Origin of the sequence: Maricaulis sp. (assembly GCF_039978735.1) — a bacterium.
Lineage (GTDB): Bacteria > Pseudomonadota > Alphaproteobacteria > Caulobacterales > Maricaulaceae > Maricaulis.
Genome location: NZ_JBDWAS010000049.1, coordinates 1 through 24029, shown reverse-complemented (window position 1 = coordinate 24029; position 24029 = coordinate 1). Strand labels below are relative to the sequence as shown.

Here is a 24029-nt window from a genome sequence, read left to right as displayed (position 1 = left end):
ATGCCTCCCATCCCGGAAACCGTCTGCGAGCATACGCGCAGTTGAGCGGGCGGGGATAAGTTTCCCAAACCGCCCCCACACACCGTCATCCTGACGAAAGTCAGGACCCAGTTCGTAAAGGCAGATTTGGGCGAGGCGGGCACGGTCTGATCCGTGGCGATGTGCGGGATAAGTGCGATCCCGCGGCCACTCCGCTCTACGAACTGGGCCCTGACTTTCGTCAGGGTGACGGTGTTTGGTGTGGCGTTTGCGCTCTCTTTTCACCGCTCTCTCCATTTTTCCCGGACACCCGCTTTCGCGGGCGCAGGCTTCAGCCTGCGCAGGCAGGCCGCAGATCCGGGACCGACCGAAGATCACCTCAAGCGATGCGTTTCCGGCAGGTCCCGGCACTCCGCCCGGCACAGGGCCGGGCTTCCGGCCGGGAAAAACGGAGAGGTCTTGGGAGACGAGCCTCGCCACCCCCAAAAAAAGGCCCCGGCTGGGTCAGCCGGGGCCAGGCATGCCGAGTGGGCATGTGAGATTGTTGGACGGGGGTGGTGTCAGCGATAGCCGCCGACGCCCCCGTCGAGCATGAGAGTCATGGAAACACGCTCGCGGCGTTCGCGTTCCACTTCACGGCGCACGCGTTCGGTATAGCGTTCCTCGCGGCGCATATAGATCAGCTTCACGCCCGGCCCGTGACGGCGCAGCAGCGAGCGTTCATTGCAGTTGCGGCGCTGTTCCTGGGCTTCGCAGTAAAGACGGCCGCCCGGTTCGTGACGCAGCGCCTCGCCCTTGCGGCAGGCAATCGTGGGCGCGTCATTCCAGTCGTATTCACCCTCAATGGCCCAGCCGATAGTGACCTGCATCGCCGTGCCGGCCATGCAGCGATAGATCTCGCCGGAATAGGTCGCTCCGACACGTTCGTCGGCATCGACGCGCGAGGCGGGATGCGGCGTGCCGCCATCATCGACGCAGACGGCGCGCACGACGCGCCATTCCTCGACCCAGCGCGTGCGCTCTTCCTCGTAGTATTCGTACTCGGCCTCTTCCTCGATCCCGACCACATTGAGGCCGGTAATCGCGGTCGCTGCCGGCGCGGTTGTCATCGGCGTGTAGGAGCCACCACCGATGAAGGTCATCGCCCCCGCGCCGGCGCCCGCACCGGCCGACGCATTAGCATTGGCCGACGCGTTCACATTCGTGGTCACATTCGTGATCACATTGACCCGGGACGAGACATTCACGCCGACATTGATATTGCCGCCATGGATATTGATGTTCGGCACATTCACCGTGTGTCCGCCGCCATGATTGCAGCAGGTCGGCGGCGGAGGCGGCGTGCAGCAATTGCCACCGCCCGCACCACCGCCTCCACCGGCCTGTGCCGGGGCGGCCAGCAGGGCGAACGCCGCGCTCGCGGGAATCAGAAAAGCGTGCCGGGCTGATACGCGCATGGGCTTGCTCCTTACGTGCTGCCCCTGCCGATGCAATCCGCGGGCCGTTTTCGCATCCAGCCGCTCGCGCGAGCGGGGAAAGCCCGCCGGCCGCCCTCACCCGTGACGGGTATGGCCCCGATATTGAACTCGCCGCTGCAACGCTCCGGGCCGGGACAGGCCGGGCCGCCTGATGACTGATGAGTGGAGAAACGGATGCGCCACGCGCAATCGCAAGCCTTGCACGCCTACTGGCAAACGCGCCGCCAGGGAGGTGCCGCGCCGCACCGCACCGATATCGAGCCGCAGGACATCGCGCGCATGCTTGGCTATGTCTTCATTCTCTGGCGTGCCGATCCGGATCATCACATCTTCCGCCTGGCCGGAACGCATCTGTGCGATCTCTATCAGCGCGAATTCCGCGACCAGAATTTCCTCTCGCTGTGGCGCAGCCATGACCGCACCCACGTCCAGGCCGTGCTGGAAGCGTCCATAACTGGCACAGAACCGGCCTCGCTGATCGCGCGCACCGTGACGATGGACCGGCTGGACCTGCCGGTGGAGGTCAGCTTCCTGCCCCTGCGCGGTCCGTCCGGCGCGATCGACCGCACGCTCGGCCTGTTCCAGCCTCTGCATGACATCGCCGTCCTGCGCGGCCGGCCGGCGGTACGGACCGTGCTGCAGGAAGTGCATCCGCCGCTGCAGCGCGACAACCTGTATGCGGGCCTGTTCGGCGGGGCCGAAACCGCACCGCGCAAAGTGGCAAACGATCAATAAACGCAAGTCCTTCTTAACGGCTATGGCCTAGCATCCGCCGCTCAGGAGGATGTCACCATGCATCACGGGCCGGGCCGACTGGACCGCCGGAAGATCAGGATTGCCGCACGTGGCGCCCAGGAGCGCCGCCGGCATGCCCGCGTGCCCCTGCAGCTTCATGGCCGCTTCTGGACCGAGATGGAGGGCGAACACGCCTGCCGTCTTCTGGATATTTCACCGGGCGGCGCGCGCCTGATGGCCCGTATCGTTCCGCCGGACCAGACCCGCGTCATCCTGATGATTCCCAGTCTGGGACGCATCGAGGGACGTGTGGTGCGGCGCGAGGGCGAAGAATTCTCCGTCGCTTTCAACGCCCCGCAGCGCAAGCGCGACAAGCTGGCCGACGCGATCACCTGGCGTTTCAACAAGGACCGGCTGGGCCTCGACGAGGACCGCACGGCACCGCGCAAGCCGGGCCGCGGCCGCGCGCGCATCGTGCTGGCCGATGGCGTCATCATCCAGGCCAATGTGCTCGACGTTTCCGTAACGGGGGCAGCCTTCGAATGCCTTGAACGCCCCCGGATCGGCGAGCCGCTGCGTGTCGGTGAGATGTCAGGACGAGTGGCGCGAATTCTGGACAATGGGTTCGCGGTCGTGTTCGATCCCCCCCAGGCAAAAACCAGCGGTCACGAAGCAGCATAAACTTGAGTCTCTGTCTGCCGGATCCGGCGCTCCGAACGCTGCGGGGGCCGCTCTGGCCCGTTTCTTGCCGTATTGGATGGGTAGACGGTAGTAGTTTGGGTGCGAGAAAGTCCAATGCCTCGCGATGACGGAATCACCATGTCCTGGTTTGTGAAAGTCGAAGGCCGTGTCTACGGCCCGTATACGCCGCAGCAGATGCGCGCCTTCGTTGCCGAAGGCCGGATCGCGGCCCATTCGCAGATCTCGCCCGACCGGGACGGTATCTGGGCGCAAGCCAGTGATATCGAGGAATTCCGTGACTGGCTCGAAGATCTGGGCCAGCGCAAACAGCCCGAAAAACGGGTCACGCCGGGCGCCCGGCCGGCCAATTTCGTGGTGATCGCCGAAATCCATTCCGAGAGTGCAGCCGAGTTTGCCCACGCGCTGGCGGCCTATGGCGATCTCGAATCGATCACCAGCGGTGTCTGGCTGCTGCGCGGCCCGACGACCTCGGCCGTCCTACGCAATGAACTCAGTCACATTCTGGGACGCGACGACAAGCTGCTGGTCATCGATGCCTCGCACGACCGCGCCGCCTGGTTCAATCTGGGACGCGAAGCCGACCAGAATATCCGCGAGCTGTGGAGCCGCGCGCACTAGGTTGCGCGGCCCGATGCACCACCATCGACCTCAGTCGATCCGGCGCAGCTGCGACGCGTGGCGTTTCCAGTTTTCGACATAGTGATCCGCTGACGCCTTCAGCATTACGGCGGTATCCTCGTCGAGTGTCCGGATGACCCGGGCCGGCGCGCCGACCACAAGCGAATTGTCCGGGATTTCCTTGCCCTCGGTGATCAAGGTATGGGCCCCGACGATGCAGTTCTTTCCGATCTTCGCGCCATTGAGCACCGTCGCGCCGATCCCGATCAGGGAATAGTCGCCGACCGTACAGCCATGCAGCATGGCACGGTGGCCGACGGTAATCCCCTTGCCCAGGGTCAACGGCACGCCATAGTCGGCATGCAGCACCGAAAGGTCCTGCACATTGGTATCCTCGCCAATGACGATAGCCTCGACATCGCCCCGCACCACGGCGCCGTACCAGACACTGGCATTGCGGCGAAGTTCCACCTGGCCCATCACCTGCGCGTCGGGCGCGACCCAGTATTCCCCCTCGTCCGGCGTCTGCGGAATCGAATCGCCCAATGCATAGAGTGCCATTCCCGTCTCCCTCTTTATTTGCGTGAAATTTTCACGACGCGCTCGTTCAGATCTTCTTCACCGGGTTACACTGAAACTGTAAGCGCGATTCGAGACGGGTTTCTCGCTTCGCTTTCGGCAACGCAAGGAGGCACCGGGTAGCCGGCATGACCGCTCCTCGTCCCAGCCCGCCAGGAACCGGTCGGTTTTCCACCGAGCCCCGCGTGTCCCCTGCACTGTCTTCCGTGCCCCGTTTCTTCGCCCCTCGCCGCCCGGCCGAGGGGTTTTTCATGTGTGGAGGTCCCCGTCATGGGTAAGCGTAACGTCAAACGCCGCCAGCGTGCAGGTGAATTCAATACCGCCCACTATCAGACCGAACAGGACAAGGTGCGTGCCCTCTTCCCGGGTACCAGCTGGACCCCGGACGACAAGGAACCGATGCGCGACCAGCGCTTCACCAAGAATGTCAAACCACGCTCGGACGGCCAGGCCAAGCTGATGTCGTCGATCGACACCCATAATCTCGTCCTGGCGCTCGGTCCGGCCGGTACCGGCAAGACCTTCCTGGCCGTCGCCAAGGGTGTCGAAGCGCTCGAATCGGGTGCGGTCAGCCGGATCGTCCTGTCCCGACCCGCGGTGGAGGCCGGCGAATCGATCGGCTTCCTGCCCGGCGCGATGGAAGAAAAGCTCGCCCCCTATCTGCGGCCGCTCTATGACGCGCTGGCCGACCGGCTGAGCCCGAAGAAGCTGAAGGCGATGATGGCGGAGGGCCTGATCGAGATCGCGCCGATCGGCTATATGCGCGGCCGCACGCTGAACAATGCCTTCGTGGTGGTCGACGAGGCGCAGAACTGCACCTACGGACAGCTGAAAATGCTGCTCACCCGCCTGGGCTGGAACTCCACCATGGTGGTCACCGGCGACCCGGCCCAGTCGGACCTGCTGCCGGAAATGTCCGGCCTGGCCCAGATCGCCGACAAGATGGACCCGCTGGAAGACATCGCCGTGTGCCGGCTGGAAGCCAAGGACATTGTCCGCCACCCGCTCGTCGCAACCATGCTGACCGTGCTCTGACACGCCAGACAGCGCTTACGGGAGACGGCGCGATGTGCTTCGCATCGCGCCGTTTTCATGTGCGGTCATGGCTTTGTCGCGGCGGCCCGCTAATCTCGGCGCCGATCGAACAACGGAACAAAGACCATGATCCGCAGCCTGATTGCCGCCTTCCTCCTCGCCACCGCGCCGGCCCTGGCCCAGGGCGCGTTTCCGCCGCAGGAGAATCGCGAGGCCTGGGGGCTGGCCATCGTCGATGTCGAGACGACCGGGCTGGAAGCCGGGCATCACGAGATGATCGATCTCGGCGCGATCTATACCGATCTGGACGGCAATGAGCTGGGACGTTTCTTCATCCGCATCCATCCCGACCACCCGGAAAGAGCGACGGAATTCGTCCGCAGCATCAACGGGTTCGACGAAGAGCGCTGGACCGGACTTGGGGCTCTCGCCGAGGCGGATGCGGTCGAAAGCTTCCTGGCCTTCCATGCCGAAGCGTCAGGCGGACGGACCATGCTGTTCACGGCCTATAATGCCTGGTTCGACCGCAATTTCCTGGACGCCCTGCTGCAGCCGCACGGGGAAAGCTTCCGCGATCACTTCACCTATTTCCTGCTCGACCTGCCCTCGCTGGCCTGGGGGGCGGGCATTCCGGACATGATGAATGCCGATGTGGCCGGCGCGCTGGGCCTTGAAGCCGAGACCAGCGATCCGCTGGAGCATACCGGTTTGAGCGGCGCGGAATGGAATCTGGCGCTTTACCGGGCGCTGCAGGCCCGGATCGCGGCACAGGCAGGGCGCGAGGGTGAGGATTAGCCGCTGACGCCCGGCCGCGGCAGGATCACGCTGGAAAACCAGAAGTCGCGAATCGCCTCGACGATATCGACCAGGCGCGAGAACTCGGACGGTTTGGACACATAGCCGCTGGCATGATGCCGATAGCTTTCCAGCACGTCCCGCTCGGCCTTGGAACTGGTCAGCATGACCACGGGAATCACCGACAGCGTCTCGTCCGACTTCAGCGTTTCCAGGATCTGGATGCCGTTCAGCTTGGGCAGGTTGAGGTCGAGCAGGATCAGGTCCGGCACCGGACAATTGCTGTAATCGCCCCGCCGGTAGAGAAAATCGAGCGCCTTCTCGCCGTCATTGACGACGTGGATCGAGCTGTCGAACGCACTGTCCTCGAACGCCATACGGGTCAGATAGACATCGTCCTCATTGTCCTCGACCAGAAGGATGTCGGCCAGTTTGGCGGGCCTTGTCATGCTGATTCTCCTTCGGTCATCGAATCGTCCGAGCCGGTCATGTTCACTGCGGCTGCAGCATCCGTGTCCATCGGCGCCTCCGGCCAGTAGACATAGAACCGGCTACCCTCGCCCAGTTCGGATTCGGCCCAGATCCGCCCCCCGGCATTGTTGACGATCTTGCGGCAGATCGCGAGCCCCATTCCGGTACCCGAATACTTCGACGCCGGGTGAAGCCGTTTGAAAGGCTCGAATATCTGCTCGCAATACTCCGGACGCATGCCGATCCCCTTGTCGGACAGTGTGAACAGCCAGCCCTGCTCATAGGGGGCCGCGGATATCTGGATCTTCGGCGCTTCTCCGTCCTTGGCGTATTTGATCGAATTGGCGATCAGGTTCTGGAAAACCCGGGAAAACCGGGTGGGATTCGTCCGCAGTTTCGCCGGCAGATGAACCGTTTCCAGACTCGCCTGGCTGCTCTCGAAGTCCTCGGCGAGATTTTGCCGGGCCAGTTCGATCATGTCGACGGGGATGAAGGTCTCGATCTGGCCGAGATCGTCGCTCGCCCGCGAGAAGGAGATCAGGTCGTCGAGCAAAGCCTGCATGCGCTGCGCGGAGCCGGCGCAGATCTCGACCGCCTTGCGGGCGTTTTCGTCCAGCTGACCGGCATGTTTGCGCAGCAGCATCTGCGAGAAATTGCCGATCATGCGCAGGGGCTCACGCAGATCGTGCGAGGCGGCGAAATTGAAGCGTTCCAGCTCGGCATTGGTCTGTTCGAGGCGGGCAATGAAGGCTTCGCGCTCCGCCTCGCCCGCCTTGCGCGCCGACAGGTCGCGCGCCGTGGCGATGAAGATCCGGTCGTCGCCGGCCTTGTATTCGGTCACGGCCAGTTCGATGGGAATCTCGTGTCCGTCGCGGTGCACGCCATAGACTTCACGCACCTTGCCGACGATGTTGCTGTCGCCGGTCTCGATATAGTGCTTGATGTAATAGTCATGCTTGCGGCGGTGTTCGGTGGGCGTGAGGATGCGGATATTGCTGCCCACAAGCTCGTCCGGCCGGTATCCGAAAACACGTTCGCAGGCCGGGTTCGCTTCTTCGATAATGCCCTGAGCATTGGTCGTGAGCACCGCATCGACCGCGCTCTGCGTGACCGCGCGCAAGCGGCGTTCGGAACGGTTGCGGGCTTCCTCGGCTGCACGCTCCTCGGTGATATCCTCGATCGAGCCGGCCATGCGGACAGGCTCGCCGGTCTCGTCCAGCAGCACCTGTCCCGTGGCATGACACCAGACGAAATGCCCATGTTCGTGCCGCATCCGGAAATTCGGCGCGTAGGGCTCGCCCATTTCGAAATGCGCTTCTATGGCCTCGCGGACCGCGGGCTGGTCGTCCGGATGGATCCGGTCGAAAAAGAAACCCGCATCCGCCACCTTGTGGTCCGGCGGCAGTCCCAGCATGCGCATCGCATTGGGTGACCAGCCGAGCGTATTGTCGCGTATGCCCCAGTCCCAGACGCCCACCGCCATGCCGCGCACGACGAGATTGTAGCGCTGCTCACTCGTCCGGCGGACCGCATCGACATCCGCCAGCCGGACGGCCTGGCGCCGCGCGAGCTGGGCCATGAAGGCAAGCGATGCACCCAGCAGCGTCAGGCCGATGCCCGACATCCAGACACCCAGCCCGGTGCGCGGCTGCATCCGCCGGACAAAGGACGAGGTCGGCGCTGTGTGAAGCGTCCAGCCGACATCATAGCTGGTCGTGACCGGGGCGGACGAACCATAGGGCGTCCCGGGGTCGACAGCGCGGCCCGAGCCGGCAAGACGCGGCCCGTCAGTCGAAGCCGTCAACGCGACATCGAAGTCCTCGTCATAAGCCGGCCTGCTCGCCCTCAACATGGCGGCGATATCGAACAGCGCGACCAGAACCCGGACCCCGCCGGTCCCGTCGGCAAACGGGTAGTAGGCGGTCATTCCGTCGGAGCCATCCTCGAATCGCGCGACGGCGCCAGCGTGCAGCCTTCCGAGCATGTCAGACTGTGACATACCGGTCCCGCCCGGCGCCCCGACGAGTCCGGCCATGGCCGGACCGCCTTCCGGTTCGACCCATTGCACGCCCGTCTCGTCTGCAACGTAGAGCGCGCGCAGCCATGGCTTGTCGCTGAGATAGGCGCCGGCGTCGGCGCGCCATTCCGATTCGGGCATCGCCCCGCCACGGATCGCCAGCCGGGCCCCCATGCGTTCGACCGCATGCCCGTCCTGTTGCAGACGCAGGGACAGGATGCGGGCGGTATTGTTCGCTTCCGCCTGACTGAATCGTTCCAGTGCCTGCTGGCGGACATCCTGCGACCGGCTGGCTGTGGCGGCCGTGACCGCAATCCCCACCACAACGACAACCAGCATCGGCAGGACGAGCCCGAGCCGTGTGCGAGCGTCAAAGGGCGCTGCCAGGTCCATGAACGGTCCTTCCGCCAGTCGCAGCGAGCATTCCCGTGTCCGGTCAAACAAGACAGGCTCAGAGAACGCTCCGGTCAGCGGCTCCGTTCTCTTGTCCGGCATCCCGCTGGTTTCACTTCCGAACCTTACACCCCTCGGCGGGTCATGCAATCCGGCCGCAAGACCAGGTTGTTGAAATGCAAGGCGCCAATCGGACTCTGCTCAATGCAGCGTCACGGGCTGCCTGCGGTAGCGCACCAGTATGCGCAGCGTCAGCGGGTGTTCCTTCTCGGGATCGAGACGCAGACGGATCATTTCCGCACGGGCGCGTTCGCGGCGGCGGCGCGCCCGCAGATACTGGATGGCCACAAAGCCCGCGATCGCCAGATAGGCGACATAATTGGCCACGCCATACCAGTCGGGCAGGAAGAGCCAGACACCCAAGGCCGCGACGATGGCGAAAATGATGTCGACCGGCCAGCCTTCGGACGCCGTGAAGAAAGCCAGCACCGGGAATATGCCGCGATCGATGTCGCCCTCCGGGTCGATCTGCGCGAGCAGGTCCTCGAATTCGGCCGACTGGCGCGCATAGACCTGATTGAGCGGTGTATCCTCATCCACCGGATCGGCATGGGCCGGCCGGTCACGATTGAGAATCATGCAGGCGCGCATCAGCCATTCGGCATCCTGAAGACGGCCATGGGCATAATACCCGCTCATCACTGCTCCGCGATTCGTTCATCCAGCCAGGCCGCCGCCCCGGCGGGCGTGTCCCCGTCGAGATCGACCCGCCGATTGGCCTCGCGCATGGCGTTATCGTCAATGGCGCCGACCAGCGGACCGAGTGCGGCAGCAAGGCCTGGCCGCCTGGCCGCCTGCGGCGACACCAGGATCACCGCATCATAGGGCGGCAGCACGCCGCGCGGATCGTCGAGCACCGTGAGGTCAAACGCTGCGATTCGCCCGTCCGTCGTGTAGGCGGTGATCACATCCACCTGCCCGTCACGAGCGGCCGAATACAGGAAGGTGTTGTCCATCGAACGTGTGCGAGCTGCGCCCAGACCATAGACATCGCGCGTCGCAGTCCATTCCGACCGGGCGAAGACTTCCGGATCGCCCCCCACAGTCAGCTCCCCGGCAATGGCGGACAGGTCGTCGAGACTGTCCAGGCCGCGGGCGTCGGCAAACTCGCGGCTGACGGCAAAACCGTAGGCATTCTCGAATCCCAGCCGCCCCAGGGTAAGAATTCCGTGCTCGGCCCACAGCCAGGCCGACATCTCGGTGAACATGCGATAGCGGCCAGCCGGTTCGGACCGGTTCATCACCGTCGCCCAGATCGTCCCGGTATAATCGATATAGACATCGATCTCGCCGCTGCGCAGGGCATCGAACGCGATGGTGGAACCGAGATTGTCGCGTCGAACCACCCGGGCCCCGGCCTCTTCCAGCCGGCGCTGCATCAGGGCGCCGAGAATGTACTGCTCGGTAAAGGCTTTGGAGCCGATCGTCACGGTCTGGCCGGCTATGCCCTGGACAGCGCCGGACGATTCGCCGGCTGCGACAGTCCCGGCTGGCCCCGGCGTCATGAAGCGGGGCGCGATGGACGCCGCAACCAGCACAGCAAGGAAGACGCCCACCCCGGTGGCGAGACCGCGCCGCCGGTCGCGGGCCGCGATCTCCAGCAGGCGGATGGCCTGGTCGAGCACGATCGCGAGCCCGGCTGCGAATACACAGCCGAACAGGACGGACAGCCAGTTGCGAGTCTGCAGGCCGGCGAAGATGTAGTTGCCCAGGCTGGTCGCACCGACGGGTGTCGCCAAGGTCGCGGCGCCCACTACCCAGACGGTCGCCGTACGCAGTCCGGCGACGATGACCGGCAGGGCCAGCGGCAGCTCGATCTGCCACAGGCGCTGGCGATCGGTCAGCCCGATGCCGCGCGCGGCTTCACGGATCTGCGGTTCGATTCCCTGCAGGCCGACGATCGTGTTGCGCAGGATCGGCAGCACCGAATAGAGCATCAGCGCAATGAAGGCCGGCAGAAAGCCGATCCGTCCGCCCAGCAGCGGTACCATCAGCGCCAGCAACGCCAGACCGGGAATCGTCTGGACGACGCTCGCCACATTCAACGTCACGGCCGCCAACCGCGGACGCCGGACGGCCTGGATACCCAGCGGAATGCTCAGCACAATCCCCGCCAGCAAGGCACACATCGAAAGCACAACGTGGGCCGACAGGTATTGCGGCAGTTCGGCGAGGCGCTCGGCGAAATTGGCGTTCATGCGCCCAGCTCCCGGATCGCCCGCATCTGGCGGCGCGGGGTTTCCAGCAGGCCGGAGACATAGTCGCTGGCGGGATTGGCAAGGAGGTCCGACGGCGTACCGTGCTGGACGATCTCGCCATCCGCCATCACCGCAATCCGGTCCGCCATGATCAGGGCTTCAGCCATATCGTGCGTAACCATGACGGCGCTGAAACCCAGCTCGGCCTGAAGACTGCGGAATTCCTGCTGCAGGGTGTCGCGCGTGATCGGATCGAGGGCGCTGAAGGGTTCGTCCATCAACAGGAGATCCGGCCGCCCCGCAAGGGCCCGCGCGAACCCGACCCGCTGTCTCTGGCCGCCTGACAGTTCGGCCGGATAGCGGTCTGCGTACTCGATGATCGGTAGCCGAACCAGGTCCAGCATTTCAACGACACGGTCGCCGATATCGTCTGCCGTCCATCCGAGCAGCCGGGGAATGATGGCGACATTCTCGCGCACGGTGAGGTGCGGGAACAGGCCATCGCCCTGCATTACCCAGCCGATCTCGCGGCGCAGCGCGACCGGATCGCGGCCGGCAATATCCTCGCCCTCGTAAAAAATCGAACCGCCCGAAGCATCCTCCAGGCGGTTGATCATTTTCAGCACGGTGGTCTTGCCGCAGCCGGACTCGCCCGCGAGCGCCAGCAATTCGCCGCGCTCAACCTGGAGCGAGACGCACCGCACGGCCTCGACACCGCCGGGATAGGTCTTGGAGACCGCCCGGATGTCGAGAACGGGGCGCGCCGGATCGATCAAAGATCTTCCAGGTCGATGTCCAGGATGGTGATTTCGAAGGAGTAGGACGTCTCGCCCTCGTCGATGATCTTCGAGACCACGCCCAGGCATTCGTCGGCAATGTGGATTTCGGCACACTCGTCCGGACGGTTGCGGCATTGCACGACCAGTTCGGGGTTCAGCTTGGCCTGGAGGAACATCTGAAGCTTGGCCGCTTCGAGTTGCGTCATGTTCTTGTTCACGGGGATTTCTCCGGTCGGGATTCGAAGTTGGCGCCAACTAACCCCACAAAGGGGGCTCACGTCCAGTCAGCGGGTGTTGGCGAAGGTGCGCAGGACCGGGCTATGCGGCGCCGGGCGGCGGTCGTATGAACTGTTCATACATGGTAGGCACGCCGCAAAGGAGCAAGCCCATGATCCGCAAGACCGTGTCGATGCCCGACGAGATGGGCCAGTGGATTGCCGAACAGCTGGCCAAGGGCCGCTATTCAAACGAGAGCGAATATGTCCGCGACCTGATCCGGCGCGACCAGGAGAACCAGCGCAAGCTGGAAGATCTGCGATCCATGCTCGCCGTCGCCGAGGCCGAGATCGAGGCGGGGCAGTTTACCGAGCTGAGTTCGAAGGCGGAGATCCAGCAGCTGTTTGACGAGATCGATGCGGAAATTGCCGATGAAACTCGCTCTGAGCAAACGCGCACGGGCTGACTACAAGGCCATTCGTGCCTACTCGCTCAGGCAGTTCGGCCCGCAACAGGCCGCCGCCTACCGCGAGCGCTTTGAGACTGCTTTCGAGCGTCTTCTGGCCTTTCCGGAAAGCGGTGCGCCGTCAGACACCTTGGCATCGGGCCTGCGGCGGCTTCCAGTTGGCCGGCACTGCGTGTTCTACCGTTTGACCGCCGGCGAGGTTCGCATCGTCGCAATCCTCCACGAGCGCCAGCTTCCCGAGCGCTTCTAGCCGCGCGGCGGACGGATGGTGTCCAGTCCCCAGGTCAGGACGAGATTGTCCGGACCGAACAGGGCATAGAGATAGTCCAGCGCGTCCTCGAGACCGTCCAGCTTCTCCTTGTCCTGCACGAACAGGGTGAAGCGGCTCTGTGCCTCGATGCCGAACTCGCGGGCGATCCCGGCGTCGAAATTCCGCAGGGCACGGGGGTCTGTCAGGCGGAAAGGAAAATCGAACCAGTCCGGATGCGCCTGCCGGGCCTCGGCGATACGCATCCGCGCTTCAGCCACCGACAGGCGGCAGTGTCCGGCATAGTCGATCGCCACGGGCCGATCAGCCGGAGCCCTGGGGCAGGCTCTGGTCCATGCTCTTCGCCGGCTCCTTGCAGGCGCATTTACCGACGATCTTGGCCGGCACACCGGCCACGGTGCAGCCAGCCGGAACCGGCTCCAGCACCACCGAGCCTGCTGCAATCCGGGCGCCGTCGCCGACCTGGATATTGCCCAGCACGCGCGCACCGGCACCGATCAGTACGCCCTTGCCGATCTTCGGGTGGCGGTCTTCATGGGCCGCGCCCGTACCGCCGAGTGTCACCTCATGCAGGATGGAGCAATCATCGCCGACCACGGCGGTCTCGCCGATCACGACCGAGGTGGCATGGTCGAACATCACGCCACTGCCGATCCGGGCTGCGGGGTGGATATCGAGACCGAAGCGTTCGCCGACCCGGCTCTGCAGGTGGAAGGCCAGCGTCTGCCGGCCTTGCATCCACAGCCAGTGGGCGATGCGGTGGGCCTGCAGGGCGTGATAGCCCTTGAAATAGAGGAAAGGCTGCAGGAGCGAGAGACAGGCGGGGTCACGCTCGTCGACCGCAATCATGTCGGCGGCCGCCTGGGCGACGATTTGCGGATCGCCTTCGATGGCCTCTTCGGCCACATCGCGGGCCAGCATGGAATCGAGCTGGGCGTCGGCCATCTTCGAGGCGATACGATAGGCCAGCGCATGGGCAAACTTGTCATGGCGCAGGATGGCCGCGTTCAGGAAGCTGGCGAGGATCGGTTCCTCGGCGGCCGCGGAGGCGGCTTCAACGCGCAGGCGCGCCCAGAGCTTGTCCACCCCTGTGCGGGCGTCGACTGCGGTTTCGACATTGGTGAGCGGCATCGCTCTCTCCTCGCGCCTATCTCTGCAACATGGCGGCAGCCAGCGTCTCGTCCAGCTCACCCTCACGGGCCATGTAGTATGCGCGCAGCAGCATCGCCACCGTCAAGGCATCCGTGATGCGCCCCGACACGGCTTCGTGAAGTGCGGTGCGGAAGGGGACACGCCGGGTCTGCAGCACTTCAGTACCTTCCGGCTCGGCCTCACCCTGCGTCAGGCCCGTAGCGATAAAGCCGATCGCTTCCTCATTGGTGACCGAGTTCGAGAGGTCCATGCGCAGGATCTCGCGCCATTGCGCAGCCTCGAGCCCGGTCTCTTCCTTCAATTCGCGCCGGGCGCTGTCCAGCGGCGGTACGTCCAGCGGCCCGCCGCCTTCCGGAATCTCCCAGCTATACTTGTCCTGGGGGAAGCGGTGCTGGCCGACCAGCACGGTCGTCCCGTCCTCGAACAGCGGCAGGACGGCGATGGCCAGATTGGCAAACTCGACCACGCCGTAAAGACCTGGCTCGCCGTCGGGCCGCGTGACGTCATGCTCTGTCAGGCTCAGCCAGGGGTTCTCGTACACGGTGCGCGAGGCACCGACCTGCCAGGGGCCACGACTGCCGCTCATGTTCATCTCCCTTGCCAGGCAAGGGCTCTAGGCCTGTTCGGCAAGCGCTGGCAAGCCGCGCTCCCGGCTCCGCTCGCGCCGCAGACTGTCCAGAAGCCGCCGCTTCTTGTCCGACAGACGGGAGAGTTTCACGAAAGCGGCCGGTGCGAAGACGAGTGCCAGGATGGCCGAGCCCGCCACCCCGCCGACCATCGCCGAGGCAAAGGGCAGCCAGAAACTGTCGCCGGACAGCAGCAGAGGGACGAAACCGCCGATGGTCGTCAGCGTGGTCGACAGGATGTGACGCGTGGCGTCCATCACGGTCGCCTGGACCGCACCGGGTTCCAGGGCGACGGAAGCCGGGTCGGCGCGCAGGGCCGACAGGACGACGATGGCACCATTGATCGACAGCCCCATCAGCCCCATCGATCCGACAATGGCGTTGAAGCCCAGGGGCGTGCCGAACAGCCACACCCCGAACATGGCCAGACCGACCGACAGGAAGGCAACGACGAAGATCACGCCGGCAAAGCGGAAGGAATTGAAGGCCAGAACGACCGATCCGATCATCAGCACCAGCAGCGGGATCGCCGTGGAGAAGAGATCGGCCATGGCGCCGCCACGTTCGGCCGCTTCACCACCAACCTGCAGCTCATAGCCCGGCGGCAGCACGATGTCGGCCTCGTCCAGCGCGGCGAAGAAATGCTCCAGTGCCGGGGCCGGCAGGGTGAAGGGTTCCAGGAAGCCGAGCACCGTATTTACCCGGTGACCGTTCTCGTGGTGGATGGTCGCCACCTGGGGGGCAAGAGTGACATCGCCGAGCGCCGCGACGGGGGACGCCAGAATGTCGGCGCCCGGCGATGCCAGCGGTGAACCCGCAACGGAAGACAGGCTGGCCCGGCGCGCATCCTGGGCGATCACGCGAACGGGCAATTCCTCCATGCCTTCCAGAACACTGCCGCCGATCTCGCCATCCAGTTCACCGCGCAGACGGTTGGCAAGGTCTGCGAGGCGAACGCCGGCGAGTTCGGCCGAAGCCTCGTCCGCCATGATGCGGGCGACAGGTTCGCCCATTTCGAGTCGTGACAGTGTGTGGGTCACCGTGGGGGTCTGGCTCAAAACGCCGCGGATATCGTGTCCAAGGCGATCGAGCTCGGTCAGTTCCGGGCCGACGAGAACGAGCTCGATCGGTGCCGGGATCGGGGGGCCCTGCTCGAAGGGCAGGGTCAGGAAGCGGGCCTGCGGAAACTCCGCCATCACGCGGCGCTGCAGGTCGGGCAGGATGCGCGCCGTCGCCTCGGCAGACGTGGTGTGGACGAAACCGGCGGCATAGCCGGGCGAGCCCTCGCGATTGCCCATCACATTGTAATAGGTGCGCGGACCGCTCTCGCCGATCGTCCAGGTGACCCGCTCGACGCCGTCATAGGACATGATGATCTCGCGCGCCCGTTCGGTCTGGCGGCGGGTCTCGGCGATCGAGGTCGAGGACGGCAATTCCAGTTCCAGCTGGAACATGTCGCGATCGGTCGGCGGGAAGAATTGCATCGGCAGGGTGGAGACCGCCACGAAGCCGGCGACGGGCAGGATCAGTCCGGCGACCAGACCGGTCCAGGGACGCGCCGTGATCGCGTCGAGCATGTTGCGATAGAGCCCGCCGAACGGGCCCGCGCCCAGCCCGTGCCGCCAGAAGCGGCGCGGTGCGCCGGCCAGTCCCGGGTCATCGAACCAGGCGGCAAACGCGCCGACCACAGTCATGGCCAGGATGAAGGACGCACCGACAGCAAAGATCACCGAAATCCCGATCATCGAGATGAACTCGCCGGCGGCGCCCGGCATCAGGGCGATCGGTGCAAAGGCAAAGATCGTGGTCAGGGTGGAGGCGGCGAGCGGTGCGAACAGATGGCGCACGGCGTGGTCCAGCGCCCCCAGCGGCGCCTCGCCGCGGGACCGGAACAGCCGGTATTCGTCGACAACGACAATCGCATTGTCGATCAGCAGGCCGAGCGCGACGACCAGACCGGTCACCGACATCTGGTGTAAAGGCTCGTCATAGATCCGCGTGAGCAGCAAAACGGCCAGCACGGTGAGCGGCAGGGCCGAACCGACGATCAGCGCCGCGCGCCAGCCCATCATCACGAACAGGACACCGAAGACGATCAGCGCCGACATCATCAAATCGCCGGCCAGCCCGTGCAGGCGGTCGTCGACATAATCGCCCTGGCGGAAAATCGTCTCGACCCGGATGCCCGGCACTGAGGCGGCAAAGTCGGCGACGACGGCGTCGGCGGCGTCGGACCACTGATCCACCCGCAATTCCGGTTGCAGGAAAGCCGTGACGAAAACTGCGCGCCGACCATTGGTGAAGCCCATCGACGCGGCTGGCGTGCGCGCACCCTTCTCGACATCGGCGACATCGCCAACGCGGATGAACTCGCCATTCGGGCCTTCGGCAAGCGCGATGGAGCGGATGCGGTCGAGACTGTCGAACTCGCCCGCGATCTCGACATTGAGGTCGACCGTATCGGAGCGCAGCTCGCCGGCCGGCGCCTTGGCATCGGCACTGGCGGTCAGGCGCGCCAGGTCGGCAACGGTCAGGCCCAGAGCTGCCAGGGTTTCCGGATCGGCCAGGACCCGGATTTCCTCTTCGACAGCACCGTGGACATCGGTCTCCTCGGTGCCCGGAAGATTGCGCAACCGGGCTTCCAGATCGTCCGCGAGACGCGACAGGATGGCGAGATTTTCCTCGCCCTGCCCGTCCCAGCTGAGCGCAACCACCAGGGTCGCTGCGCCGGTATAGCGGCGCTCGACATCCGGCGCACCGACCCCGGCCGGCAGTTGCGGCCGCACACTTTCCACCTGCTCGCGGATCAGCGTCCAGGCCTGATCGACATCGGCCGGGCCGAGGTCTTCGCGCACTTCCAGCGTGATAACTGAAATGCCCGAACGAGAGTCGGACGTCGTCTCGCCGATCTCGGCGAGTTCATGGATGGCGTCTTCCAGCGGCTCGGTGACGAGCGCCTCGACCCGTTCGGCCGATGCACCGGGGAAAATCGTCACGACCGTACCGAAGCGCTCGGTCAGCGACGGATCCTCCTGGCGCCCCAGCGACATCAGGGCGCCCAGGCCTGCCGCAACCAGCAGGATGACAGCCAGTGCGGTCAGCCGGGAATAGCGGAAGAAGAGCGTGCTCATTGTGCGCGGGCCTCGGCAAGGGCCGGCGTGACGCGCTGGCCGGGCGTGATGCGCTGGATGCCGGCGGCGAGCAGGAGGTCGCCGTCCTCGACGGCGCCGCGCACGAAGACCCGGCCGGCCTCGACGCGGACGGTTTCCACGGAGCGGGACTGCAGCGTGTAGGCATCGCCGGTCTCCGGGGTCAGGACATAGACCGACCACAGGCCGCGGCGCCCCTCTGCCAGCGCGGAGGTCGGCACCCAGAACCCGTCCGTGCCGATCGGCGTCGCGACTGCGAGGCGGACGACCTGGCCCGCAGCAGCAGATGCGTTCGCAGGCAAATCAAACAATGCGGTGACGGTGCGGGTCTGACGATCGACCACGCCGGTGGAGGAGCGGAAGACGGCATCGACCGGAGCCCCTTCGATCAGGAAGCGGTGCGAGGTCCCCGGCTGAAGCCCGTCGGCGATGCGTTGCGGCAGACCGACCCGGATTTCCAGGGCGTCGGTCTCGACAATCTCCAGGAGGGGTTGTCCAGGCTGGGCGATCGCGCCCTCGTCTGCGTGACGGGCCGTCACCACGCCGTCGAAGGGTGCAGTCACGACCGACAGATCGCGCTGCACGCGCAAGGCGTCGGCCTGGGCGGCGGCAGCATTTTGCCGGGCGAGCGCTGCCCGGGTCGAGGTGCGGACCTCGTCAAAGCGCTGCTGGGAGATGTGGCCACGCTCCAGCAATTGGGCCTGGCGGTCCTCGGTCTCGGCAGCCAGCGCGGTCTGGGCCGCCGTTTCGGCGGTCTGGGCATCCGCCGCAGCGATCTGGGCATCGAGTGCCCGTGTATCCAGCTGTGCCAGGATCTGGCCTGCGACGACACGGTCGCCGACATCGACACCGATCGCATCGATCCGGCCGCCGCGTTCAAAGCCGAGCGCGCTCTGCCGGCGCGCCGATACGAGACCGGGATAGAATTCCTCGATGCGTGCCTCGCCGTCATAGTGCGCCTCGATCGCAGACACGGGCAGCGGGGCCGGCAGCGCTGCAACGGCATTGGCATCGGCCCGCAGGGTCGACACGCCGAAGACAAGCACCGCAATCGCGACGGCGGACAGGATCACGGCCGTTCCGGCACTCAGGGGGCGTTTGTAAAGAGACACGGGACTACCCTCGCTGGCAAAGTCGCAGCGAGATGTAGGACAAAAAACGTCGTTTGAAAAGTGAACGGCGTTAAATTCTTTTACGTATAACGTGTATGCATCAACTCATGAGCCCACGCATGATCAGGTCGGTGTGCAGATCGATCACGGCGTCCCGCGTCACGTGCTCTGAACCCGGCATGCCATTGGGAAAGTCCTCGATACAGACGATGAGCATGGTCAGCCCGTGCAGGCTCGCCCAGACACTCTTGGAGGCGACCCGCGGATCGACCTGCCGGAAAACACCCTCTGCCTGACCCTGCTGGATCATACGCACCAGCGCCGACTCGGCTTCGAAAGCTACTTCCTTTTCCTCGTGAATATGCGGCTTCGCCGTGCTCGAAATGGAAAAGGCCATCATGTAGTGATTGGGCTCTTCCATGCCGGTCTCGATATAGGCGCGCATGCAGCGGGCGCACAGCGGTGCAACCTTGCCGCCCTCATCCATCGCGGCCCGGATCCGGGTCATAAGGCGCTCGAAGAACATCTCGCGGATGGCGACGAACAGCTCGTCCTTGGACGCGAAATACTTGTAGATCGCGGCCGGGCTGTAATCGATCGCCTCGGCAAGGCGGCGCATGGAAATGCCTTCTTCGCCTTCAGACGTGAAGATGGTTTCCGCCGCATCGATAATGGCATCACGCACCTTGCGGCGCCGGCGGTCGGCGGGCGTATCCTCGCTGTGATCCTCGTTCTCGGCGAAATCTGCAGACATGCCTTTACCACTCCCCCGTCCCTGTAGACAAAACCCTGTCCCCGCTACAGGTATAGCGACGACAGACCGTTCCGGTCAAAACACGCACACACCGCCACCCGCGAGGATGCCGCCATGACGAAGCCCGCTTTGCCCGAATTTCCCGCCCCCGGCGAGCGCCTTGCCTCCAGCCACGCCAATGCCGATACGCTGACCCTGCTGACCCGCCGGCGGTCCACCACGGCGATCGCCCTCGCCGAACCGGGCCCGTCGCCGGAGCAGGTCGACCAGTTGATCGGCATCGCATCGCGCGTACCGGATCACGGAAAGCTGGCCCCCTGGCGCTTCATCGTCTTCGAAGGCAGCGCACGCGCCAATTTCGGCCAGGTGCTGGCGAAAATCTTCGCCGCGGCCAATCCCAATGCCACGCCCGACCAGATCGACGCCGAGGCCAATCGCTTCACCCGCGCCCCGCTGGTGATCGCGGTGATCTCCCACGTCGTGGAGAATCACAAAATCCCCGAATGGGAGCAGATCCTGTCTGCGGGCGCGGCGTGCCAGAACATGCTGATCGCGGCCTCGGCCATGGGCTTCGGCGCCCAGTGGCTGACCGAATGGTATGCCTACGATCCGTTCGTCAAAGACGCGCTGGGCCTGCGGTCGGGCGAACGCATTGCGGGCTTTGTCTATGTCGGCTCTGCACCGGACGAACCGGTCGAACGGGTTCGTCCGAAGCCGCAGACCGGGCGCTGGAAGGTCTGACGCACAGCCCTCACCGCCGCGCATAATTAATTCGCACACAGCCGGACGTGCTGGCATCGGGCGGTTCGGTTCATCCCGACGATCACAACCGCCGGAACCGGCCGCACCGGCGCGCAACGGGGCACGACGGGCTCACTCGAAATTCCCGCAATAATTTCGTGTTTTAGCAAAACTGTCACATGACAGACCCGCGCATCATGATAAATGCGACCTGATCATTCGAATTTTCCCGTATTGTCGACTCGTTGAAAATAGCTAACCAAAACTGAACGCTGACGAATGCCATATAACTGTAATGACGAACCTTTTTCGGTCCAACACCCTGGTTTGTTCTGAACGGAAGCTGGCGGTGCGTGCGGGCAAGGCACGACGGGAGCTGGCGAGGGAGACAGGTATGCGAGGATTGGACAGGCTTTCGGTCTATGCCCGTGTGGGCATTCTCGGCGCATTGATCGGCTTCACACTGATCTCGCTGGCAGCGACCATGTGGTACAGCGACCAGGCGACCAGCGCCGCCCTGGAACGGCAGCGCAATTTCAGCGAAATCGAACGCCTCTCCCTGGAAATGGAGATCGGTGCGCTGCAGATGCGCCGGCGCGAAAAGGATTTCCTCCTGCGCCGCGAGACCCGCTATTTCGACGCCTATCGCGACAATGCCGCCCAGGTCGGCACTCTGCTGGGCGATCTTCAGGCGCTCGATGCGCCTGCCGATATCAGTGGTGCAGTCGGCCGTCTGCGCTCCGCCCTGCCGCGGCACAGCGAAACATTTGCCGAAGTCGTTGCGGAGCAGACCCGGCTCGGCCTGACCCATGACAGCGGGCTCCAGGGCCAGCTGCGCACAGCGGTCCATGACGTTGAGTCCCGCCTGGAAGCCTTCAACGATGCCGAGTTGACCGTACTCATGCTGATGATGCGCCGGCATGAAAAGGACTTCATGCTGCGTGGCGAGGCCCGCTATATTGAGAGCTTCGACACGCGCCAGGCCGAGTTCGACGCTCTTCTCGATGGCCGCGATTACCCGGATGCCGACAAGGCCGATATCCGGGCTTTGATGCAGGCTTACGGGCGTGACTTCCACGCCTGGGCCGAAGGTGACCTCGCACAACAGAACACGGTCTCCGAACTGAGCGCGATCTTTGCCGGCATGGATCCGGATTTCACGCTTATTGCCGACCAGGCCCGGGCCGGCGGCCGTGCGGCGGCCAGCGCCCTGGCCGCAGAGCGCCAGCGGATCCGGCTGATCACGGCGGGTATTGTCGCACTCATCGCCATCATTGCCGGTCTGAGCTGCTGGCTTGTCGGGCGTTCGATCGCTCGTCCGGTCAATGCGCTCACCGGCGCGATGGACGAGCTCGCCGGCGGACGGACTGACGGCGTCATTCCCGCGACGGACCAGGGCGGCGAGATCGGCCGCATGGCCCAGTCGGTGCTGGTCTTCCAGCAGAACCAGATCGAGATCGACCGGCTGCGCGCCGAACAGGCCGAGGCCGAACAACGCGCCGCCGAGGAAAAGCGCCGCCTGATGCACGAGATGGCGGACGAGTTCGACGCCAATGTCGGCTCGATTGCCGAAGATGTGACGCGCGCCGCCCAGGCCATGATCACCATCGCCGACCGCCTGCGCGAAAGCGCGCACGAATCGGATGAGCGCTCGACGGTGGTCGCGTCGGCAGCGGAAGAGACCTCGGCCAATACCCAGTCCGTCGCTTCGGCAACGGAAGAGCTGACCAGCTCGATCCGCGAGATCAACCGCCAGGTCACCGAGTCCCAGAACCTGACCCGCAACGCCGTCAAGGAAGCCGACGATACCCGTGCGACCGTGGCTGGCCTCTCCGAAGCAGTGGCCCGCATCGGCAGCGTGGTGACGCTGATCCAGTCGATTGCGGAACAGACCAACCTGCTCGCGCTGAACGCGACCATCGAGGCCTCCCGTGCCGGCGACGCCGGTAAGGGTTTCGCGGTCGTCGCGGCCGAGGTGAAGGCGCTTGCCGACCAGACAGGACAGGCGACCCACGACATCGCCGACCAGATCGAGGCGATCCAGAAGAGCGGCGACCACGCCGTCACCGCCATCGGCTCGATGACCTCCATGATCGACCAGGTCTCCGGCAGCACGACGGCCATCGCCAGCGCCATCGAGCAGCAGGATGCCGCCGCGCGCGAGATTGCCGGCAGTATCGCCCAGGCGGCCCAGGGTTCGGCCCAGGTCACCGAAAGCATCGCCGTGCTCTCCGGCAATGTCCGCGAGACCGATGACGGAGCGAACCGCGTGCTCGATGCCGCCCGCGGCGTCTCCGAGGACGCCGGCCGCCTGCGCACCGCGCTGACCGGCTTCCTCGAACAGATCCGCGCCGCCTGACCCTGCCCATCAACCCCAAGAACAGTTCGACGATCGATATGCGTTATCTCATCGCCCTTGCCCTTCTTGCGTGCCCGTCAGCCTTTGTACCGGCCGCGGCTGACAGTTTCCCCGTGCCGCGCTGGCAGAGCGAGGATGGCGCAACGTCGATCAAGCTGCGCGGCCGGATGATGCTCGACCTGGCCGATATCGACTGGTCCAGCCCGACGACAGGTGCGCCGCAGGACACAAGCGAGTTCCGGACCGCCCGCATGGGCATCGAGGCCCGGCATGGCGATTTCAAACTTGTCGCCGAGTTCGACTTCGCCGGAGACACGACCGCGCCGAACGATGTCTACCTGTCCTATGCCTCGCCTGCCGGCGAGTTCCGGGCGGGGCATTTCAAGACGATGAACTCGCTGGACGAGCTCACGTCCGGCCGTTTCACCACCTTCATGGAGCGCGGTCTGGCGACCGACCTCTTCCATCTCGATCGGCGCATCGGCCTGTCCTACACGTGGCACGGTCATGGTGTGGTGGCCTCGGCCGGCATTTTTGGCGGGCGGATGGACGATAATTTCCGTTTCGCGGAAGCTGACGACACCAGCGCACTGGCCGCACGGCTGACCTGGTCCGGTGAACACAACGGGACACGGCTCCATCTCGGGGCTTCCTGGCGGCAGCTCGACTATGCCCGCCAGGGCACGCGCATCCGCAGCTATCCCCAGGCGCACCTGTCCAACCGCTTCACCGCTGCCGACTATCGCAGCGATGCTGCGCTGGGCCGGGCCGTCTCGTCGGATTTCACTGGCATCGAGGCGGCCCTTGTCCGCGGCCCCTTCCACGCACAGGCCGAGTATGCCCGCCTGTCGCTCGACGGACCGCCCGGCAATCCGGACTTTGACAGTGTCTACGTCCAGGCCGGCTGGTTCATCACCGGCGAAACCCGCGCCTACAAGGCCACAAAGGGCGTGTTCAACCGCACGACGCCGGCGCGCGATGTCAGCGAAGGCGGCTATGGCGCGTTCGAGATTGCCGCGCGCTATGACGTGACGGATATGGGCGACGCCAGTCTCGGCGAGATGCGTGCCACGACGCTGGGTGTGAACTGGTATCCGCTGGATCATGTCCGCGTGACAGCGAACTATGTCACCGCCGAGCTGGACGCCCCGGCCTTCACCGAAACCAGCGACGCCCTGCAACTGCGCCTGCAGCTGGACTGGTAGCGCCCGCTAGAGTCTGTACCCAATTCGGGGATTCTCAGATTGAGCGACGCATGATTCACTCTTGGCGTGGGCGTTTGAGCCAGGAGGCGAAGATGGCGCGCTATGATTTGAGTGACGAGGAGTGGGCGATTGTTTCGCCGCT

At 64.9% G+C, this 24029-nt stretch carries 24 protein-coding genes; 10 read left to right on the top strand and 14 right to left on the bottom strand.

Annotated elements, in window-relative coordinates; genetic code table 11:
- Window positions 1-539: 539 nt before the first annotated feature.
- Complete coding sequence (locus tag ABJO18_RS14965; protein WP_348509566.1) at window positions 540-1436, bottom strand: hypothetical protein; 897 nt, start codon at window positions 1434-1436, stop codon at window positions 540-542.
- Between the two features lie 195 nt (window positions 1437-1631).
- Between ABJO18_RS14965 and ABJO18_RS14960 the strand changes: the two genes are divergently transcribed.
- The 3 genes from ABJO18_RS14960 (at window position 1632) to ABJO18_RS14950 (ending at window position 3512) form a co-directional block, all read left to right on the top strand.
- Window positions 1632-2192: a PAS domain-containing protein gene (locus ABJO18_RS14960; RefSeq protein WP_348509567.1), complete on the top strand. Its 561-nt coding sequence runs from the start codon at window positions 1632-1634 to the stop codon at window positions 2190-2192.
- A 57-nt stretch (window positions 2193-2249) separates the two neighbouring features.
- Window positions 2250-2873 carry a PilZ domain-containing protein gene (locus ABJO18_RS14955; protein ID WP_348509568.1) on the top strand — a complete coding sequence of 208 codons (624 nt, stop codon included), beginning with the start codon at window positions 2250-2252 and terminating at the stop codon, window positions 2871-2873.
- A 114-nt stretch (window positions 2874-2987) separates the two neighbouring features.
- The gene (locus ABJO18_RS14950) at window positions 2988-3512 is read left to right on the top strand and encodes a DUF4339 domain-containing protein (protein ID WP_348509569.1); all 525 of its coding nucleotides are present in this window, start codon (window positions 2988-2990) and stop codon (window positions 3510-3512) included.
- 30 nt (window positions 3513-3542) lie between these two features.
- Here the strand turns inward: ABJO18_RS14950 and ABJO18_RS14945 are convergent, their stop codons facing one another.
- Entirely contained in the window at window positions 3543-4073 is a 531-nt protein-coding gene (locus tag ABJO18_RS14945) for a gamma carbonic anhydrase family protein (RefSeq protein ID WP_348509570.1), read from the bottom strand.
- Between the two features lie 288 nt (window positions 4074-4361).
- Here ABJO18_RS14945 and ABJO18_RS14940 point away from each other — a divergent pair, with 288 nt between their 5' ends.
- Together ABJO18_RS14940 and ABJO18_RS14935 are read left to right on the top strand one after the other, a co-directional pair.
- A complete protein-coding gene (locus tag ABJO18_RS14940; protein ID WP_348509571.1) occupies window positions 4362-5126 on the top strand; it encodes a PhoH family protein in 765 nt (254 codons plus the stop codon).
- A 126-nt stretch (window positions 5127-5252) separates the two neighbouring features.
- Complete coding sequence (locus ABJO18_RS14935; RefSeq protein WP_348509572.1) at window positions 5253-5921, top strand: 3'-5' exonuclease; 669 nt, start codon at window positions 5253-5255, stop codon at window positions 5919-5921.
- Here ABJO18_RS14935 and ABJO18_RS14930 read toward each other — a convergent pair.
- From ABJO18_RS14930 to ABJO18_RS14905, 6 genes are all read right to left on the bottom strand, one after another.
- Complete coding sequence (locus ABJO18_RS14930) at window positions 5918-6370, bottom strand: response regulator (RefSeq protein WP_348509573.1); 453 nt, start codon at window positions 6368-6370, stop codon at window positions 5918-5920. The genes ABJO18_RS14935 and ABJO18_RS14930 overlap by 4 nt on opposite strands.
- The gene (locus tag ABJO18_RS14925; protein WP_348509574.1) at window positions 6367-8802 is read right to left on the bottom strand and encodes a PAS domain S-box protein; all 2436 of its coding nucleotides are present in this window, start codon (window positions 8800-8802) and stop codon (window positions 6367-6369) included. Before ABJO18_RS14925 ends, ABJO18_RS14930 begins: the two co-directional genes overlap by 4 nt.
- A gap of 201 nt (window positions 8803-9003) precedes the next feature.
- The gene (locus ABJO18_RS14920) at window positions 9004-9501 is read right to left on the bottom strand and encodes a hypothetical protein (RefSeq protein ID WP_348509575.1); all 498 of its coding nucleotides are present in this window, start codon (window positions 9499-9501) and stop codon (window positions 9004-9006) included.
- Window positions 9501-11060, bottom strand: a complete 1560-nt coding sequence (locus ABJO18_RS14915) for an ABC transporter permease/substrate-binding protein (RefSeq protein ID WP_348509576.1) — start codon at window positions 11058-11060, stop codon at window positions 9501-9503. The genes ABJO18_RS14920 and ABJO18_RS14915 overlap by 1 nt, the downstream gene beginning before the upstream one ends.
- Window positions 11057-11836 (bottom strand): ATP-binding cassette domain-containing protein, encoded by a 780-nt coding sequence (locus tag ABJO18_RS14910; RefSeq protein ID WP_348509577.1) that lies wholly within the window; start codon window positions 11834-11836, stop codon window positions 11057-11059. Before ABJO18_RS14910 ends, ABJO18_RS14915 begins: the two co-directional genes overlap by 4 nt.
- Window positions 11833-12057, bottom strand: coding sequence for a DUF3126 family protein (locus ABJO18_RS14905; RefSeq protein WP_271186000.1), 225 nt, complete (start codon window positions 12055-12057; stop codon window positions 11833-11835). Before ABJO18_RS14905 ends, ABJO18_RS14910 begins: the two co-directional genes overlap by 4 nt.
- 170 nt (window positions 12058-12227) lie before the next feature.
- Here ABJO18_RS14905 and ABJO18_RS14900 point away from each other — a divergent pair, with 170 nt between their 5' ends.
- Together ABJO18_RS14900 and ABJO18_RS14895 are read left to right on the top strand one after the other, a co-directional pair.
- Window positions 12228-12521: a type II toxin-antitoxin system ParD family antitoxin gene (locus tag ABJO18_RS14900; RefSeq protein ID WP_348509578.1), complete on the top strand. Its 294-nt coding sequence runs from the start codon at window positions 12228-12230 to the stop codon at window positions 12519-12521.
- Complete coding sequence (locus ABJO18_RS14895; protein ID WP_348509579.1) at window positions 12487-12771, top strand: type II toxin-antitoxin system RelE/ParE family toxin; 285 nt, start codon at window positions 12487-12489, stop codon at window positions 12769-12771. The genes ABJO18_RS14900 and ABJO18_RS14895 overlap by 35 nt, the downstream gene beginning before the upstream one ends.
- On the opposite strand, the gene ABJO18_RS14890 is transcribed toward ABJO18_RS14895, so the two are convergent.
- From ABJO18_RS14890 to ABJO18_RS14865, 6 genes are all read right to left on the bottom strand, one after another.
- A complete protein-coding gene (locus tag ABJO18_RS14890) occupies window positions 12768-13085 on the bottom strand; it encodes a hypothetical protein (RefSeq protein ID WP_348509580.1) in 318 nt (105 codons plus the stop codon). The two genes, ABJO18_RS14895 and ABJO18_RS14890, sit on opposite strands and share 4 nt — an antisense overlap.
- Before the next feature lie 7 nt (window positions 13086-13092).
- The gene (gene cysE / locus ABJO18_RS14885; protein WP_348509581.1) at window positions 13093-13920 is read right to left on the bottom strand and encodes a serine O-acetyltransferase; all 828 of its coding nucleotides are present in this window, start codon (window positions 13918-13920) and stop codon (window positions 13093-13095) included.
- A 16-nt stretch (window positions 13921-13936) separates the two neighbouring features.
- The gene (locus ABJO18_RS14880) at window positions 13937-14527 is read right to left on the bottom strand and encodes an NUDIX hydrolase (protein WP_348509582.1); all 591 of its coding nucleotides are present in this window, start codon (window positions 14525-14527) and stop codon (window positions 13937-13939) included.
- A 27-nt stretch (window positions 14528-14554) separates the two neighbouring features.
- Complete coding sequence (locus tag ABJO18_RS14875; protein ID WP_348509583.1) at window positions 14555-17698, bottom strand: efflux RND transporter permease subunit; 3144 nt, start codon at window positions 17696-17698, stop codon at window positions 14555-14557.
- Window positions 17695-18828: an efflux RND transporter periplasmic adaptor subunit gene (locus ABJO18_RS14870; RefSeq protein ID WP_348509584.1), complete on the bottom strand. Its 1134-nt coding sequence runs from the start codon at window positions 18826-18828 to the stop codon at window positions 17695-17697. The genes ABJO18_RS14875 and ABJO18_RS14870 overlap by 4 nt, the downstream gene beginning before the upstream one ends.
- Before the next feature lie 100 nt (window positions 18829-18928).
- Window positions 18929-19582, bottom strand: a complete 654-nt coding sequence (locus tag ABJO18_RS14865; RefSeq protein ID WP_348509585.1) for a TetR/AcrR family transcriptional regulator — start codon at window positions 19580-19582, stop codon at window positions 18929-18931.
- Between the two features lie 114 nt (window positions 19583-19696).
- On the opposite strand from ABJO18_RS14865, the gene ABJO18_RS14860 reads away from it, so the two are divergent.
- From ABJO18_RS14860 to ABJO18_RS14850, 3 genes are all read left to right on the top strand, one after another.
- Window positions 19697-20323 (top strand): nitroreductase, encoded by a 627-nt coding sequence (locus ABJO18_RS14860; protein WP_348509586.1) that lies wholly within the window; start codon window positions 19697-19699, stop codon window positions 20321-20323.
- Window positions 20324-20717: 394 nt separating this feature from the next.
- Entirely contained in the window at window positions 20718-22682 is a 1965-nt protein-coding gene (locus ABJO18_RS14855) for a methyl-accepting chemotaxis protein (protein ID WP_348515987.1), read from the top strand.
- A gap of 38 nt (window positions 22683-22720) precedes the next feature.
- The gene (locus ABJO18_RS14850) at window positions 22721-23887 is read left to right on the top strand and encodes a porin (RefSeq protein ID WP_348507964.1); all 1167 of its coding nucleotides are present in this window, start codon (window positions 22721-22723) and stop codon (window positions 23885-23887) included.
- Window positions 23888-24029: the final 142 nt, after the last annotated feature.